Source organism: Streptomyces sp. NPDC088910, from assembly GCF_044749865.1.
In the GTDB taxonomy this organism is placed as follows: Bacteria; Actinomycetota; Actinomycetes; order Streptomycetales; family Streptomycetaceae; genus Actinacidiphila.
The window spans coordinates 155,721-171,270 of sequence record NZ_JBIVIV010000015.1; the positions used below are offsets into that span (position 1 = coordinate 155,721).

At 70.6% G+C, this 15,550-nt stretch carries 14 protein-coding genes; 4 read left to right on the plus strand and 10 right to left on the minus strand.

Annotated elements, in window-relative coordinates; translation table 11 throughout:
* Nucleotides 1–76: 76 nt before the first annotated feature.
* The 5 genes from ACIP4Z_RS30020 to uvrB form a co-directional block, all read right to left on the minus strand.
* Nucleotides 77–1,105, minus strand: a complete 1,029-nt coding sequence (locus ACIP4Z_RS30020; protein ID WP_401313371.1) for a cytochrome c oxidase assembly protein — start codon at nucleotides 1,103–1,105, stop codon at nucleotides 77–79.
* Between the two features lie 156 nt (nucleotides 1,106–1,261).
* Nucleotides 1,262–2,260 carry a TerC family protein gene (locus tag ACIP4Z_RS30025; RefSeq protein ID WP_355333925.1) on the minus strand — a complete coding sequence of 333 codons (999 nt, stop codon included), beginning with the start codon at nucleotides 2,258–2,260 and terminating at the stop codon, nucleotides 1,262–1,264.
* Nucleotides 2,261–2,462: 202 nt separating this feature from the next.
* On the minus strand, nucleotides 2,463–4,385 hold the full coding sequence (locus ACIP4Z_RS30030) for a TerD family protein (protein WP_401313374.1): 1,923 nt from the start codon (nucleotides 4,383–4,385) through the stop codon (nucleotides 2,463–2,465).
* An 81-nt stretch (nucleotides 4,386–4,466) separates the two neighbouring features.
* Nucleotides 4,467–5,045, minus strand: a complete 579-nt coding sequence (locus ACIP4Z_RS30035; RefSeq protein WP_355333929.1) for a TerD family protein — start codon at nucleotides 5,043–5,045, stop codon at nucleotides 4,467–4,469.
* Between the two features lie 121 nt (nucleotides 5,046–5,166).
* Complete coding sequence (gene uvrB / locus ACIP4Z_RS30040) at nucleotides 5,167–7,263, minus strand: excinuclease ABC subunit UvrB (protein ID WP_401313377.1); 2,097 nt, start codon at nucleotides 7,261–7,263, stop codon at nucleotides 5,167–5,169.
* Between the two features lie 211 nt (nucleotides 7,264–7,474).
* Here uvrB and ACIP4Z_RS30045 point away from each other — a divergent pair, with 211 nt between their 5' ends.
* Both ACIP4Z_RS30045 and ACIP4Z_RS30050 read left to right on the plus strand, forming a co-directional pair.
* On the plus strand, nucleotides 7,475–7,978 hold the full coding sequence (locus ACIP4Z_RS30045) for a methylated-DNA--[protein]-cysteine S-methyltransferase (RefSeq protein WP_355334689.1): 504 nt from the start codon (nucleotides 7,475–7,477) through the stop codon (nucleotides 7,976–7,978).
* Between the two features lie 73 nt (nucleotides 7,979–8,051).
* The gene (locus ACIP4Z_RS30050; RefSeq protein ID WP_355333933.1) at nucleotides 8,052–8,207 is read left to right on the plus strand and encodes a hypothetical protein; all 156 of its coding nucleotides are present in this window, start codon (nucleotides 8,052–8,054) and stop codon (nucleotides 8,205–8,207) included.
* Between the two features lie 86 nt (nucleotides 8,208–8,293).
* On the opposite strand, the gene ACIP4Z_RS30055 is transcribed toward ACIP4Z_RS30050, so the two are convergent.
* The 4 genes from ACIP4Z_RS30055 to ACIP4Z_RS30070 all read right to left on the minus strand — a co-directional run bounded on the left by ACIP4Z_RS30055 (nucleotide 8,294) and on the right by ACIP4Z_RS30070 (nucleotide 11,583).
* Nucleotides 8,294–9,253: a slipin family protein gene (locus ACIP4Z_RS30055; RefSeq protein WP_401313381.1), complete on the minus strand. Its 960-nt coding sequence runs from the start codon at nucleotides 9,251–9,253 to the stop codon at nucleotides 8,294–8,296.
* 5 nt (nucleotides 9,254–9,258) lie between these two features.
* The gene (locus tag ACIP4Z_RS30060; protein WP_188283400.1) at nucleotides 9,259–9,627 is read right to left on the minus strand and encodes a tetratricopeptide repeat protein; all 369 of its coding nucleotides are present in this window, start codon (nucleotides 9,625–9,627) and stop codon (nucleotides 9,259–9,261) included.
* 91 nt (nucleotides 9,628–9,718) lie between these two features.
* Nucleotides 9,719–10,327: a dephospho-CoA kinase gene (coaE, locus tag ACIP4Z_RS30065; protein ID WP_355333939.1), complete on the minus strand. Its 609-nt coding sequence runs from the start codon at nucleotides 10,325–10,327 to the stop codon at nucleotides 9,719–9,721.
* A gap of 326 nt (nucleotides 10,328–10,653) precedes the next feature.
* Nucleotides 10,654–11,583: a PAC2 family protein gene (locus ACIP4Z_RS30070; RefSeq protein WP_401313385.1), complete on the minus strand. Its 930-nt coding sequence runs from the start codon at nucleotides 11,581–11,583 to the stop codon at nucleotides 10,654–10,656.
* A 182-nt stretch (nucleotides 11,584–11,765) separates the two neighbouring features.
* Here ACIP4Z_RS30070 and ACIP4Z_RS30075 point away from each other — a divergent pair, with 182 nt between their 5' ends.
* The gene (locus ACIP4Z_RS30075) at nucleotides 11,766–12,761 is read left to right on the plus strand and encodes a right-handed parallel beta-helix repeat-containing protein (protein WP_401313388.1); all 996 of its coding nucleotides are present in this window, start codon (nucleotides 11,766–11,768) and stop codon (nucleotides 12,759–12,761) included.
* A 107-nt stretch (nucleotides 12,762–12,868) separates the two neighbouring features.
* Here ACIP4Z_RS30075 and rpsA read toward each other — a convergent pair whose 3' ends face one another.
* A complete protein-coding gene (gene rpsA / locus ACIP4Z_RS30080; protein WP_188283396.1) occupies nucleotides 12,869–14,374 on the minus strand; it encodes a 30S ribosomal protein S1 in 1,506 nt (501 codons plus the stop codon).
* 283 nt (nucleotides 14,375–14,657) lie between these two features.
* On the opposite strand from rpsA, the gene ACIP4Z_RS30085 reads away from it, so the two are divergent.
* Complete coding sequence (locus ACIP4Z_RS30085; RefSeq protein WP_401313391.1) at nucleotides 14,658–15,539, plus strand: class I SAM-dependent methyltransferase; 882 nt, start codon at nucleotides 14,658–14,660, stop codon at nucleotides 15,537–15,539.
* The last annotated feature ends 11 nt before the right edge of the window (nucleotides 15,540–15,550 follow it).

Consider the following 15,550-nt stretch of genomic DNA (forward strand, 5'->3'; position numbering starts at 1 on the left):
GGGGAGAGCGTGACACGCGCCGACTCGTGACGTGGTGCCCGTAACGCAGTTGTGACCCCGAGCCGCCGCGGACCGCTCAGCGACCGCGCCGCATGCGCTCGCCGACCTCGCCCTGATCGGTCTCCCACCAGGGGCGGGTCATCTCCGGAACGGGCGCGGCGGCGGGAGCGGCGGCGGACGCGGGGGCCTTCGTGGAGGCGGGCGCGGCAGAGGCACCGGCGGCGGCACCAGCACCAGCACCGGCACCGGACATCGCGACGACGGCCTCGCGGTCCAGCCGCGCGTCGAGTTCCGCCGTCTTCTCCCGCTCGGCCCGCCACCACTCGAAGAAGACCAGGATCAGGAAGGGCAGCGCGACGAGTTCGGCGAGGGTGAGCATCAGGCCGCCGCCGAGCATCTGGTCGTGCTGGACGCTCGGCCCCCAGGAGCGCGGGTGCGCGGCGTACCAGTGCCCGGCCACCAGCGTGCCGCTGGTCATGACGACGATGCCGGGCACCGAGTCGAAGAGCCCGTCGAAGAAGACCAGCGCGGCCCTGACCGGATGACCGCACCAGGACGGCAGCAGGTCCTGACGGCTGAGCATCGGCAGCACGAACAGGCAGCCGGTGAGCAGCAGTTGCAGGTGCATGAGCTGGAGCACGAGCCCGTTGCCGAGGGCGGTGGAGAAGTACGGCGTGAAGTAGATCGTCAGCTCGGAGGCGAGCACCAGCACCGAGCTGACCAGCGGATACATCAGCAGTCGTACCGTACGGCCGGTGAAGGCGCGGCGCAGCCGGCTGTCGGGTGCGGCGAGCGCGAGCGGGTCGCCGAGCGCCAGGCCGAGCGGGGCGAAGAGGTCGAGCAGGATGTTCTGCACGGCGGCGGGCCAGAACAGCACCCGGTCGTAGACGGCGAGCGAGGACATCGTCGCGACGACGAGGGTGCCGAGGCCGAGGACGTAGAACGCGGCGGTGCGCCACAGCGGCCACCGCTCCCCCGCGCGCCGCTTGCGCCGTACGCCCAGCGCGTACGCGACGCCGAGCAGGACGACGGCGGTCAGCGCGACGGCGTCGAGCCGCCAGGCGTCGAAGAACCGCGCGCCGGTCAGCTCGGGAAGGACCACCATGCCGCTCGCCACCATCCGCGCCTTCCCACACGCCACGCACAACCGCTCCGTTACGAGGGCCACGGTAGCCCTCGTGACGGAGCGGTCTGCGCGAAGGGGTCGGTAGGGAGGGGCCGGTACGGAGAGGTCGGTACGGAGAGAGTGCGGAGGGACCGGTCAGCGGACCGGCGTCGCGGGGCGCTCCTCGTCCTCGGAGGCGGCGGCCTCGGCCTCCGCCTGCCGCTTGGAGGCGACCAGGCTGGTGGCGGTGGTGACCGCGAGGACGAGGACGATGACGCCGAGCGAGACGGGGATGGAGATCTCCGGCACGTGCACACCGGACTCGTGCAACGCGTGCAGCACCAGCTTGACGCCGATGAAGCCGAGGATCACCGACAGCCCGTACGACAGGTGGACCAGCTTCTTGAGCAGGCCGCCGATCAGGAAGTAGAGCTGACGCAGGCCCATCAGGGCGAAGGCGTTGGCGGTGAAGACGATGTACGGGTCCTGGGTGAGGCCGAAGATCGCGGGGATCGAGTCGAGCGCGAAGAGCACGTCGGTGGTGCCGATGGCGAGCATCACGACGAGCATCGGCGTCATCAGCCGCTTGCCGTTCTCCGTGATGAACAGCCGGGTGCCGTGGTACTTGTCGGTGGACGGCACGCGCTTCTCGACCGCCTTGAGCAGCCGGTTCTCCTCGAATTCCTCGTCCTCGTCGTCCGAACGGGCGTCCTGGATGAGCTTCCAGGCGGTCCAGATGAGGAAGGCGCCGAAGATGTAGAAGACCCACGAGAAGCTGGCGATGATCGCCGCGCCGCCCGCGATGAACACCGCGCGGAGCACCAGCGCTATCAGCACGCCCACCAGCAGTACGCGCTGCTGGTACTGGGACGGCACCGCGAATTTGGACATGATCAGGACGAAGACGAAGAGGTTGTCGACGCTCAGCGACTTCTCGGTGATGTAACCGGCGAAAAACTCGCCTGCCGGCTGGCCGCCGGAGAAGACGAGCAGGCCGAGTCCGAAGAGCCCGGCGAGTACGACCCAGACGATCGTCCAGGCCCCTGCCTCCTTGACGGAGACGTCGTGCGGGGTGCGGCCGATGACGAAGTCAACGGCGATCAGGGCGATCAGTCCGGCGATGGTGAGCGCCCAGAGGGCGAGGGAGACATCCACAGGTCCTCCGGCAATTCGATACGGCAACTGTCAGCGTCGTCGCTGCCGGAGGTCCCCACCACTTGAGTCCGTTCAGGGGGAGGTTTCACTCCGCACCAAGAACAGTACACGAATTGCCCAAGAGTTAGTAAAGAATCGCACAAGCGTGCAGGTCAGAGCCGTAAAGCCGGTAAAGCACCGGCGCAGGACCCAACACGACCGGTCAGGGGCCGTAGGCCGGGCGGGCCGCCGCGATCTCCCTGAGCACCTGCGTGAGCACCTGGCTGCCCGGCGGCACCAGCGACGGCTCGAACGTCCAGGCGTGCCCCACCCACGGGTCGGCCAGGTGGTCGCTGGGCAGCGGGGTGAGCCGCAGCAGCGAGCGCCACAGCGGATCGAGCACCGGCCCGTACGCGGACGCGTCCTCGCGGTCGGCGACCAGCAGCAGGTGCACCCCGGCGCGCGGTCCCTCGTCGGCGAGATAGCGCAGTTGGGTGACCGCCCGGTCGTCGAAGCCGTACGGGAACTCGTTGACGATCAGAAGCTGCTCGGCGGTGTCGAAGCCGGGCGGCAGCGAGTCGGCGGCGCCGCCGCGCAGCGCCATCTGGAGCAGATCGACGCGTTCGGTCAGCCGGTTCAGCACCTCGCCGACCCCGGCCGCGCCCCCGGCCGACGGCATCAGCACGGCGCCACTGCCGGTGAGCGGGGCGAGCGCGGCGGAGCCGGAGCCCGCGGGGTCGAGGGCGTGCACCGCGAAACCGCCCACCGGGTACGAGGCGAGCAGCCGGGCGGCGATCGCCACGGCGGTGTCCATGGCGACCCTGCGGTCCTCCTCGCTGTCGATCCACAGACCGCGGTCCAGCGGCAGCCGGGCCAGCAGCGGGATGCGCAGTTCGGGCGCCTCGGGCAGGTAGAGGCCGCCGAGCCGTACGGCGAGCGGCGGCTGGTCGGGCACCCGGTAGGCGTGCCACACCGGATTCTCCCAGCCCGCGAAGGCGGCGGGCAGCGCGGGCTCGACGACCTCGGCCTCGGCGACGAGCTGCGCGATGTCCCGGTCGAGCACGGCGCGGGCCTGGTCGACCAGCGCGAACTGCCGGGCCTGCGCCTGGTCGCGGGCGGCGTCCGCGGCCTGTCCGCCGCGGGTCGCGGGGTCGGCGAGCAGCCGGTCGAGCTCCTGCTCGAAGCGGGACTCGGCGAAGTCCACCGCGCTGCGGTAGGCGGCGATGGTGCGGGCCAGGTCCTCGAACATGCCCCACACCTGATTGTGCAGCCGCTCCTCCATCGTCCAGCCGGAGGCGTCGCCCGCGACGGGGACGGGCGGGGTGCCGGGCTGTCCGCCGGAGGACGGCCGCGGCGCGGCGGGCGGGGCGTCGTACGGCGAGCCCGGCCGGCCCTGGGCCGGTCCCTGAGCGGGCGGGGGCGGCGCGGTGGCGGCGGCCTTGCGCCGCGGGTGCCGGTAGTCGACCGGTCCTGAGGACGCGGTGGTCCGGCCGTCGCCCGGAGCGGCGGCCGGGGCCGCGGTTTCCGGCTGCGGCGGCGGGACCGTACGCGGCGCGGCGGGCAGGTCGACCGAGCGGGACAGCTCGCGCCCCACCGCCTCGTCAATGCCCGCGGCCACCCCGGCGGGCTCCGGGACACCCTGGTCGAGCAGCAGCGCGGGCAGACCGCCCTCGTACCCCTGGCCGACGGCGCGCACCTTCCAGGCGCCCTGCCGCCGGTACAGCTCGATGGCCAGCAGGGCCGTCTCGGGGCCGAGGCCGGTCATGGTGAATCCGGCGACGGCCTCGCCCTCGGTGGTGGTGACGGCGAGATGCGGGGCGGGGGCGGCGCCGAAGGCGGCGGGCGCGCCGGGGCGGCCCGCGGCGCCCGGGAGAGCCAGCAGTACGTGCACCCGGTGCACCTGCGGCGGCATCGCGCCGAGGTCCACCGCGAGCCGGTGCTCGGCGGCGGCCTGCCGGGGCACCTCGACGCCGGGGAGCTGCGGCGCGCCGGGGTGCGCCAGCCACTGCGAGGAGTCGCCGACGACCCGCCCCCGCTCGTCCCCGAGGGTGACCGCGGCCACCACCGGGGTGCCCGCCGACACCCGGATCTCCATCCGGGTGCCCGGCAGCGGATGGTTCTGTCCCCGGACCAGTTCGGCCGTCATGTCCGCCGCCCCCCGTTCCCGTTATGCGTGTGTACGTGTTCCGGCCCGCGGGCCGGGGGCCGCGTCAGCGGCCGTGCGGCCTCAGAGCGCGGGCAGAATGGCCGGAATGAGGTCCTGGAACGTCCGGCCGTTGGCCGCCGTGCCGATGGCCGTCATCGACCAGCCGGTCGCGCCGCGCTGCACCTTGGCCATGATCTGCGCCGTGTACTGGCCGCCGCCGGTCAGCGTGTAGCGGGCCAGCTCCTGCCCATTGGTCTCGTCGACCAGGCGGCAGAACGCGTTCTGCACCTCGGCGAAGGTCTGGCCGGTGAAGGAGTTCACCGTGAAGACGATCTGGTCGACATGGACCGGTACGCGCTGGAGGTCGACGATGATCGACTCGTCGTCGCCGCCCTGGCCCGCGCCGCCGACCAGATTGTCACCGGTGTGCCGGACCGAGCCGTCGTCGCTGGTCAGGTGCTGGAAGAACACCACGTCGACCGGCTGCTTGTCCGCGAAGAGCACGGCCGAGGCGTCCAGGTCGATCTCCCGGGTGCGGGACCCGAACAGTCCGCGGCGCGGCGCGGCCTGCCAGCCCAGCCCCATCCGGATCGCCGTCAGCGTCCCTCCGTCGGACTTGCTCAGGCTGATCTTCTGGCCCTTGGTCATGTTGACCGTCACGCGCTGTCCCCTCTCACCCGTGTGTGCGGTTGTCCCGCACCCTAACAAGACGCCGTGCAACGGTATCCCGGTTCGCCGCGTGGCGATTCCTGGCGAACACCGGCCGGTCGCCGGTCCCGCGTCACGCCATTCCCGCTTCTCTCATCTGGCGCAACTCCTTCTTCAGCTCGCCCAGTTCGTCCCTGAGCCGGGCGGCCACCTCGAATTGCAGCTCGCCGGCCGCCGCGTGCATCTGGTCGGTGAGCTGAGCGATCAGGTCGGCCAGCTCCTCGGCGGGCAGCGTCTTCGCACCGCGCTTCTCGCCCGCGCGGGCGGACAGTCCTGGCACCGGCGCCTTGCCCCGCGAGCGCTGCCGCCCGGAGCCCAGCAGCTCCTCGGTGTCGGCGTCCTCGCGGGCGAAGGAGTCCAGGATTCCGGCGATCTTCTTCCGCAGCGGCTGCGGGTCGACGCCGCGTTCCTTGTTGTACGCGATCTGCTTCTCGCGGCGCCGGTTGGTCTCCTCGATGGCCTTCTCCATCGCCGGGGTGATCCGGTCCGCGTACATGTGGACCTGGCCCGACACGTTACGGGCGGCGCGGCCGATGGTCTGGATCAGCGAGGTGCCCGAGCGCAGGAAGCCCTCCTTGTCGGCGTCGAGGATCGCGACCAGCGACACCTCGGGCAGGTCGAGGCCCTCACGCAGCAGGTTGATGCCGACCAGGACGTCGTACTCACCGGCCCGCAGTTCGCGCAGCAGCTCGACGCGGCGCAGGGTGTCGATGTCGCTGTGCAGATACCGCACCTGGATGCCCAGTTCGAGCAGGTAGTCGGTGAGGTCCTCGGACATCTTCTTGGTGAGGGTGGTGACCAGGACGCGCTCGTCCTTCTCCGTGCGCAGCCGGATCTCGTGCACCAGGTCGTCGATCTGGCCCTCGGTGGGCTTGACGATGACCTCGGGGTCGACCAGTCCGGTCGGGCGGATGATCTGCTCGACCACGCCGTCGCCGCGGGACAGCTCGTACTTTCCGGGTGTCGCGGACAGGTAGACGGTCTGGCCGACGCGGGTCAGGAACTCCTCCCACTTCAGCGGCCGGTTGTCGAGCGCGGACGGCAGCCGGAAGCCGTGGTCGACCAGGGTGCGCTTGCGGGACGCGTCGCCCTCGTACATCGCGCCGATCTGCGGCACGGTGACGTGCGACTCGTCGATGACCAGCAGGAAGTCCTCGGGGAAGTAGTCGATGAGGGTGTCGGGCGCGGAGCCCTGCTCGCGGCCGTCGATGTGCCGCGAGTAGTTCTCGATGCCGGAGCAGGTGCCGATCTGCCGCATCATCTCGATGTCGTACGTGGTGCGCATCCGCAGCCGCTGGGCCTCCAGCAGCTTGCCCTGCTTCTCCATCAGGGCGAGCTGGCCCTCCAGCTCCTTCTCGATGCCCGCGATGGCGCGTTCCATCCGCTCGGGGCCCGCGACGTAGTGGGTGGCGGGGAAGACGTAGATCTGCCGGTCCTCGGTGATCACCTCGCCGGTGAGCGGGTGCAGTGTGTAGAGCGCCTCGATCTCGTCGCCGAACATCTCGATGCGGACGGCCAGTTCCTCGTAGACCGGGAAGATCTCGATGGTGTCGCCGCGTACCCGGAAGGTGCCGCGGGCGAAGGCCACGTCGTTGCGCGCGTACTGGATGTCGACGAATTTCCGCAGGAGCTGGTCGCGGTCGATGACGTCGCCGACATTGAGCCGCACCATGCGGTCGATGTACTCCTGCGGGGTACCGAGGCCGTAGATGCAGGACACGGAGGCGACCACGACGACATCGCGCCGGGTCAGCAGCGAATTGGTGGTGGAGTGCCGCAGCCGCTCCACCTCCTCGTTGATCGAGGAGTCCTTCTCGATGTACGTGTCCGTCTGCGGGACGTACGCCTCGGGCTGGTAGTAGTCGTAGTACGAGACGAAGTACTCGACCGCGTTGTTCGGCAGCAGCTCGCGGAATTCGTTGGCGAGCTGGGCGGCGAGCGTCTTGTTCGGCGCCATGACCAGGGTGGGGCGCTGGAGCCGCTCGATCATCCACGCGGTGGTCGCGGACTTGCCCGTACCGGTCGCGCCGAGCAGCACGACGTCCTGCTCGTCACCGCGGATCCGCTTCTCGAGGTCGTCGATGGCGGTGGGCTGGTCGCCGCTGGGCTGGTAGGGGCTGACGACCTTGAAGGGCGCCACACTGCGTTCGATGTCTGATACGGGCCGCATGTCACCACCGTACGACCCACCACCGACAATCGTCCGGGCCCGGACGGGCGGGCCGCCGCCGGGGCGGCCACTTCCCCTCCTGTGACCGCCCGCTCACTTCCGGTGACGGGCCTCGCGCCGGCCGTGTTTGCCGGGCGGATCGCGGCGGCGGGGCGTTGTCGGACCCCCGATCTAGGCTGGGCGCGTGACGAACGACACCGCCTGGACGGTCATGGAGACCCCGATCGGGCCGCTGCTGCTGGCGGCGACCGACGAGGGGCTGGTCAATGTCGGTTTCCGGGCGGACGAGGCGGCGGTACGGCGCGCGGTGGCGTCGATGGGGCGGCGGCTGGGTGGCGAGCCGGTCGAGGACGCGGCCCGGCTGGCGCCGGTCACCGAGCAGATGGAGGCGTACTTCGCGGGTGCGCTGAAGGAGTTCTCGCTCGCTCTGGACTGGTCGCTGATCACCGGCTTCAACCGCCGGGTGCTGCGCGAGCTGGCGGCCGGGGTGCCGTACGGCACGGTCGTCGGGTACCAGGACCTGGCCGACCGGGTGGGCGAGCGCGGGGCGGCCCGCGCGGTCGGGACGGCGATGGGCGCGAATCCGATACCGCTGGTGGTGCCGTGCCACCGGGTGGTGGAGAGCGACGGCGGCATAGGCGGCTTCGGCGGCGGCCTGGAGATCAAGCGCACGTTGCTGGCGCTGGAGGGCGTGCTGCCCGCACCGCTGTTCTGATGATCTGAGCAGGCTCCGCACGTCCGCCCCCGCGCCGCGCGGCGGCAGGACGTCACGGTCAACGACCGCTCCGGTGCCGGTCCGCAAGGGCGACCGGGTGACGATGCTCGGCCACGACCGGCCGCTGGACCGGGAGTTCGACGGCGGCACGCTGACCGTACGGGTGCCCGCGGCGGCGCGGGCGAAGGGGCGGTACGCGTGGGTGTTCAAGATCGACTGGACGCGCTGACGCGGGGCTGACGCGCGGGAGCGGGCGGAGTGACCCGCCCGCTCCCGTCCCGTTCCTGCCCTGCCCTGCCGCTACGGCTTCGTCGCTCACTCCTCGGACGTGCGCGGGTCCGGGATCTGAATCGGGCCCGGCGGCTTCCGGTCGATCGCGGGCGGCTCCTCGGCCGCGGCCTCGACGGCGGACCGCGGTTCCGCGTCCGTCAGTTCGTCCGTCGCCGCGGGCGCCGCCGTCTTCTCGACCGGCTTCGTGTCCTGGCCGCCGCCGGAGTTCGCACCGGAATTCGCGCCGGTGTTCGCGGCCCGGTCGAAGAAGCGCAGCATCTCGACGGGGAAGGGCATCACCAGGGTCGAGTTCTTCTCCGCCGCGACCTCCACCACCGTCTGGAGGAGGCGCAGTTGGAGGGCGGACGGGTTGGCGTCCATGGTCCTGGCCGCCTCGGAGAGCTTCTGGGACGCCTGCAACTCACCGTCGGCGGTGATGATCCGGGCCCGCCGCTCCCGGTCCGCCTCCGCCTGCCGGGCCATCGACCGCTTCATGGACTCCGGCAGCGCCACGTCCTTGATCTCGACGCGGTCGATGTGGACGCCCCAGCCGGTGGCAGGCGTGGACAGCATCAACTCCAGCCCCTCGTGCAGGCGTTCGCGGCCGGACAGCAGATCGTCGAGTTCACTCTTGCCGATGATGGAGCGCAGCGAGGTCTGCGCCACCTGCAACATCGCGAACTGGTAGTTCTGCACGTCCACGGTGGCCCGGATCGGGTCGATGACCCGGAAGTAGAGCACCGCGTCGACCCGTACCGACACGTTGTCGCGGGTGATGCCGTCCTGGGACGGCACCGGCATGGTGACGACCTGCATGTTGACCTTGGTCATCTTGTCCACGAACGGCACCAGCATGCGCGGGCCCGGCTCCTTGGGGAGCCGGTTGACCCGGCCGAAGCGGTAGATCACCCCGCGCTCGTACTGCTTGACCACCCTCAGACTGCTGGACACGCCGATCAGGGCGACCACCGCGATGATGATCAGCAGCACCACGACGACTTCCACGGCCGTCAGCCGGCGTCGTCGAAACGGGCTGCGGCCAGATAGTCCGGCCGGGGGTCGAGTGCGGCGGCGAGCCGGAAGTGGCGCTGGGCCTCGTCGGCGCGGTTCGCGCGTTGCAGTGTACGGGCCAGCGCGAAGTGCGCGAAGGCGTTGTCCGGCTCGCGCTCCAGCACTATCTGGAACTCCAGCTCCGCCGGGCGCAGTTGGGCCGCGGCGAAGAACGCGCGGGCGCGCAGCAGGCGGGCCGCGGTGTTCTCCGGATGGGCCGAGATCACCGGGTCGAGGAGTTGTACGGCGCCGCGCGGGTCACGCGCCTCCAGCAGTTGCTCCGCGGCGCGGAAGTCGATGACGTGCGTCTCTGGGGTCCGCTCGTGCAAGGCCGCCTCCCTGAATTCGGGCACGGGTGACGACTGATCGTCTGGTCTGACATACCCAACGTCGTCGTCGGCAACCGCATTCCCCGGGCGACTACGCCGTCCCGGCCGCCGCCAGCTCCCGCAGCCGCTGCCACGCCGCGCGCACCTGGGGCTCCAGCTCCTCCAGCGGGCCGTCGTTGTCGATCACCAGATCCGCGACGGCGATGCGCTCCTCGCGGCCGGCCTGCGCCGCCATCCGCGCCCGCGCCTCGTCCTCGGTCATCCCGCGTGTCCGCACCAGGCGCTCGATCTGCGTGGCCGGTGCCGCGTCCACGACGATCACGAAGTCGTAGAACGGGGCCAGGTCGTTCTCCGCCAGCAGCGGTACGTCGTTGACGACGATGTCGTCCGGGGCCGCCGCCGCCCGCAGCTCCTGCGACCTGCGGCCGACCAGCGGGTGCACGATCGCGTTCAGCGCCTGGCGCCGGGCCTCGTCCGCGAAGACGATCGCGCCGAGTTTCGGGCGGTCCAGTGTCCCGTCCGCGGCCAGCACGTCCGGGCCGAACTCGGCCGTCACCGCCGCGAGGCCCTCCGTGCCGGGTTCCACCACTTCGCGGGCGATGCGGTCCGCGTCCACCAGGATCGCGCCGTGTGCCACCAGCAGTTTCGCCACGGAGCTTTTTCCTGACCCGATTCCACCGGTCAGCCCGACGTTCAGCATGCCGCCAGCTTACGGGCCCTCCGGGCCTCCGCGGGTGCCTCCCAGGGGCGCGGTGAACTGCGCGCTCAGCCACCAACGGTGGCGCGGCCGTCGAAAACCGGCCCCAGCGGGGCAGATGCTGTGAGTTTTCGGGCTGGCAGCCCGGTGGGGGCGGGCCACGCAGTTCCCCGCGCCCCTGAAAACCAGGCCCTTCGCAAGGAACCGTCCAGGGGCCGCGCCCCTGAGAACCAGGCCCTGCGCGAGCGCGGCGCGCCTTGCGGAGGGGAAGCGGAAGAGGGCCCGCGCCCTGGGGACGCGAACCCTCTTTCGTGAGCGCGCCGCAGGCGCTAGTCGTCCTCGCGGTCGGCGAGGAAGCGTTCGAACTCGGCGGCGAGATCCTCGGCGGAAGGAAGCTCGACGGCCTCGGCGATGAGACTCTCGCGGGACTGGGACCCGGCGACGGCGTCGTACTGGGACTCGAGGCCGCGGACGACGGAGACGAGTTCGCCGTCGCCTTCGGCGACCTGGCGGTCGATCTCGACGCGGACGGTGTGCGCCTCATTGCGCAAGGCGTGGGCGATCTCGGGGAGGACGAGGCCGGTCGCGGCGGTGATCGTCTCCAGGACGGCGAGGGCGGCGTCCGGGTAGGGCGAACGCGCCAGGTAGTGCGGGACGTGGGCGGCGACGCCGAGCACGTCACGACCGGCCTCGGCGAGCCGCAGCTCGATGAGGGAGGCGGCACTGCCGGGGACCTGGGCCTCCTCGAACCAGGCGCGGTGGCCGGGCATGAGGTCGACCCGGTTGCCGTGCGGGGTGAGGCCGACGGGCCGGGTGTGCGGCACGCCCATCGGGATGCCGTGGAAGTTGATGGCGAGGCGTACGCCCAGGCGTTCGATGACCTGGAGCACGGCGGTCGCGAACCGTTCCCACTCCACGTCCGGCTCGGAGCCGGTGAGCAGCAGGAAGGGGGTGCCGGTGGTGTCCCGCACCAGATAGAGGTCGATCTCCGGTGCCTCGTAGGAGGTCCAGTGGTCGCGCTCGAAGGTCATCAGCGGGCGGCGGGCGCGGTAGTCGACCAGTCGGTCGGCGTCGAAGCGCGCGACGAGCTGGTTGTCCAGGCGGTCCAGCAACTGCTCGCTGATCTGCTCGCCGGTGTCCCCGGCGTCCATGTACCCCTCGAAGTGGTACAGCAGTACGGGACCTGCGTCTCCGACCGCTGCGTCGACGGCCTCGGCCCCGCCCGGCACGTATTCGTACAGCCCTTGCGGATCCAGCACGATGATCGTCCTCCTCGCTCTCTCCCCCCTCAACGAACGTACCCGCCCGGCCATTCCCACGCGTCCCCCCGGAACCCGGACGTCTTGACGGTCCGTCGGGTGGGCCCTACCTTCTCTCGTTACGTCCATGTGTTCACATGGACGACCAAGATTCACATACTTGGAACGATGGAAGGACGCGGATGCGACCCCACACGCTTCTGACCCTGCCGGTGGCCCTGCCCGTCGCGGCACTGCTCGCCGGGCTGCTCTCGTACGCGACGCCGGCCGGTGCGTCGACGGCCGGTGCGGCAACGGCCGCCGCGGCGAGCACCGTCGAGGTGACCACGGCCAAGGAGCTGAAGGCGGCGCTGACCGCCGCCGCCCCCGGCCAGACGATCCATCTCGCCGACGGCACGTACACCGGCAACTTCAAGGTCACCGTGTCCGGCACGGCCGCCGACCGGATCACGCTCACCGGCTCCTCGAACGCCGTGCTCACCTCCTCCGGCGGCTACGGCCTCTATCTGAACGGCGCGAGCTACTGGACCGTCAAGGGGGTCAGCGTCACCGGCGGCCAGAAGGGCATCGTCACCGACGCCGCCGCGCATGTCGTCATCGACTCGGTGACCGTGCACGGGCTCCAGATGGAGGGCGTGCACTTCCGTACCTCCAGCACGGACGGCGTGATCAAGAACTCGCGGATCTACGACACCGGGCTCCAGCGGCCGGGATACGGCGAGGGCGTCTACGTCGGCACCGCCAACACCCTGACCGACAAGAGCGACCGGGTGCAGATCCTCAACAACGTCATCGGCCCCAACATCGGCGCCGAGAACATCGACCTCAAGGAAGGCACCACCGGCGGCCTGGTCTCCGGCAACACCTTCGACGGCAGCGGCCTCAGCATGACCAACTACGACGACTCCTGGGTCGACGTCAAAGGCAACGGCTACACCATCACCGGCAACACCGGCACCCGCACCCTCAACGACGGCTACCAGACCCACACCCAGCAGCCCGGCTGGGGCTGCGGCACCGTCTTCCGCGACAACACCTCCGACCTCACCGGCGCCACCGGCGCCACGCAGACGGCGATCTACGTCACCAACTACTCCGCCGACTGCCCCACCACCGTCTACGCCTCCAACAAGCGCACCGGCGGCAAGGCCCTGACCAACATCCCCGTGACCCCGTAGCCCCCCGCGCCGCCCAGGGCCCCACGGCCACCGGGAAAGCACCGCGGTCCCGCACCCCCTGAGGGGTGCGGGACCGCGGTGTTGTGACTGGGCCTAGCGGAGAGCTGTCAGCTCTGGCCGCCCGCGAGCTTCTCGCGGAGGGCGGCGAGGGCCTCGTCGGAGGCGAGGGCACCGGAGGTGTCGTCGGACTCCGAGGAGTACGAGCCACCGGAGACGCCCGGGCCACCGGTCGCGGCGGGGGCGGCGGAACCGGCCTCGGCCGCGGCCTGCTCGTCGGCCTCGCGGGACTTGATGACCTGCGCCTGGTGCTGCTCGAAGCGGGTCTGGGCCGTGGCGTACTGGCCCTCCCACTCCTCGCGCTGCTTGTCGTACCCCTCGAGCCAGTCGTTGGTCTCGGGGTCAAAGCCCTCGGGGTAGATGTAGTTGCCCTGGTCGTCGTACGACGCGGCCATGCCGTAGAGCGTCGGGTCGAACTCGACCGAGGCCGGGTCGGCGCCGAAGGACTCGTTGGCCTGCTTGAGCGACAGCGAGATGCGGCGACGCTCGAGGTCGATGTCGATGACCTTGACGAAGATCTCGTCGTTGACCTGGACGACCTGCTCCGGGATCTCCACGTGGCGCTCGGCCAGCTCGGAGATGTGCACCAGGCCCTCGATGCCCTCGTCGACGCGGACGAACGCGCCGAACGGGACGAGCTTGGTGACCTTGCCGGGGACGACCTGCCCGATCTGGTGGGTCCGGGCGAACTGCTGCCACGGGTCTTCCTGCGTCGCCTTCAGCGACAGGGAGACACGCTCGCGGTCCATGTCCACGTCGAGAACCTCGACGGTGACTTCCTGACCGACCTCGACGACCTCGGACGGGTGGTCGATGTGCTTCCAGGACAGCTCGGAGACGTGCACGAGACCGTCGACGCCGCCGAGGTCCACGAACGCACCGAAGTTGACGATCGAGGAGACGACGCCGGACCGCACCTGACCCTTCTGGAGGGTGGTGAGGAAGGTCTGGCGGACCTCGCTCTGCGTCTGCTCCAGCCAGGCACGGCGGGACAGGACCACGTTGTTGCGGTTCTTGTCCAGCTCGATGATCTTGGCCTCGAGCTCCTTGCCCACGTAGGGCTGGAGGTCGCGCACGCGGCGCATCTCGACGAGCGACGCCGGCAGGAAGCCACGGAGGCCGATGTCGAGGATGAGACCACCCTTGACGACCTCGATGACGGTGCCGGTGACGATGCCGTCCTCTTCCTTGATCTTCTCGATGGTGCCCCAGGCACGCTCGTACTGAGCGCGCTTCTTCGAGAGGATCAGGCGGCCTTCCTTGTCCTCCTTCTGGAGAACAAGGGCCTCGATCTCATCGCCCACGGCGACGACCTCGTTGGGGTCGACGTCGTGCTTGATGGAGAGTTCGCGGGAGGGGATGACACCTTCGGTCTTGTAACCGATGTCGAGCAGGACCTCGTCCCGGTCGACCTTCACGATGACGCCGTCGACGATGTCGCCGTCGTTGAAGTACTTGATCGTCTCGTCGATCGCGGCGAGGAAGGCTTCCTCGTTGCCGATGTCGTTGACCGCCACCTGCGGGGTGGTGCGAGGGGCCTCGGTGCTGCTCGTCATTAGGGAAAGGACTCCGGTACGGACAGTAAGTCGTAGGTACTGCTACGCCGTAAGCCCTTTTCGCTCCTGCCGAATTCCGGACAGCCGTGGGGCCGAGGGGTATGCAACAGATTCCGAGCGCAGCCTGCTCTGTCTGAGGCGCGCAGGCTCGCAGCGCAACTTGTAGCATACGGGGGCAGCCGGGCACGGTCAACGCACGAAGAGCCCACCGGGCGCGTAACGGACCGAACCGGCACAAGTCACCCAGTGCCAGGTCTTCTCAGAGAGTACGACGACTGCCGCGATGATCCAAGGACCCGATCCCCGGGACGTACGCCGGGAAGCGCCCCGAGAGGCACACGAGGAACCGGAGGCCACCCGCCGCAGCGCGGGGGTCACGGAGAGCAGCCGGGCCAACCGCCGGTGGTGGGACCGCAACGCGGACGACTACCAGGTGGAGCACGGCGACTTCCTGGGCGACGCCCGCTTCGTCTGGGGCCCTGAGGGTCTGGACGAGGCGGACGCGGGGCTGCTCGGCCCGACGGCGGCCCTGAAGGACAAGGACGTGCTGGAGATCGGCGCGGGCGCCGCCCAGTGCTCGCGCTGGCTGGCCGCCCAGGGCGCCCGGCCGGTCGCCCTCGACCTCTCCTTCCGGCAGCTCCAGCACGCGCGGCGGATCGACGACGAGTCCTCGGCCGACGGCGCGCCCCTGGTGCCCCTGGTGCCTCTGGTCCAGGCCGACGCGGGCGCCCTGCCCTTCGCCGACGGCTCGTTCGACCTGGCGGTCTCCGCGTACGGCGCGCTCCCCTTCATCGCCGACACCGCGCGCGTCCAGCGAGAGGTGCGGCGGGTGCTGCGGCCCGGCGGGCGCTGGGTCTTCTCGGTCACCCACCCGGTGCGCTGGGCCTTCCCCGACGAGCCGGGGCCCGAGGGCCTGACGGCCGGCGCCTCCTACTTCGACCGCACGCCGTACGTGGAGGAGGACGACCGGGGCATCGCCGTGTACGTCGAGCACCACCGCACCCTGGGCGACCGCGTCCGCGAGATCGCGGCGGCGGGCCTGCGGCTGGTCGACCTCGTCGAGCCCGAGTGGCCGGAGTGGAACGACCAGGAGTGGGGCGGCTGGTCCCCGCTGCGCGGGCGGCTGTTGCCGGGCACGGCGATCTTCGTGTGCGCGGCGGAGTGAAGGCCGGCGGA

Bases quoted from the DNA above. Each gene is read 5' to 3' on its own strand.
- ACIP4Z_RS30020 (WP_401313371.1), bottom strand. From the start codon at position 1,105: ATGGTGGTCCTTCCCGAGCTGACCGGCGCGCGGTTCTTCGACGCCTGG.
- ACIP4Z_RS30030 (WP_401313374.1), bottom strand. From the start codon at position 4,385: ATGACGGCCGAACTGGTCCGGGGACAGAACCATCCGCTGCCGGGCACC.
- uvrB (WP_401313377.1), bottom strand. From the start codon at position 7,263: ATGCGGCCCGTATCAGACATCGAACGCAGTGTGGCGCCCTTCAAGGTC.
- ACIP4Z_RS30045 (WP_355334689.1), top strand. From the start codon at position 7,475: ATGGAGACCCCGATCGGGCCGCTGCTGCTGGCGGCGACCGACGAGGGG.
- coaE (WP_355333939.1), bottom strand. From the start codon at position 10,327: ATGCTGAACGTCGGGCTGACCGGTGGAATCGGGTCAGGAAAAAGCTCC.
- ACIP4Z_RS30075 (WP_401313388.1), top strand. From the start codon at position 11,766: ATGCGACCCCACACGCTTCTGACCCTGCCGGTGGCCCTGCCCGTCGCG.
- rpsA (WP_188283396.1), bottom strand. From the start codon at position 14,374: ATGACGAGCAGCACCGAGGCCCCTCGCACCACCCCGCAGGTGGCGGTC.
- ACIP4Z_RS30085 (WP_401313391.1), top strand. From the start codon at position 14,658: ATGATCCAAGGACCCGATCCCCGGGACGTACGCCGGGAAGCGCCCCGA.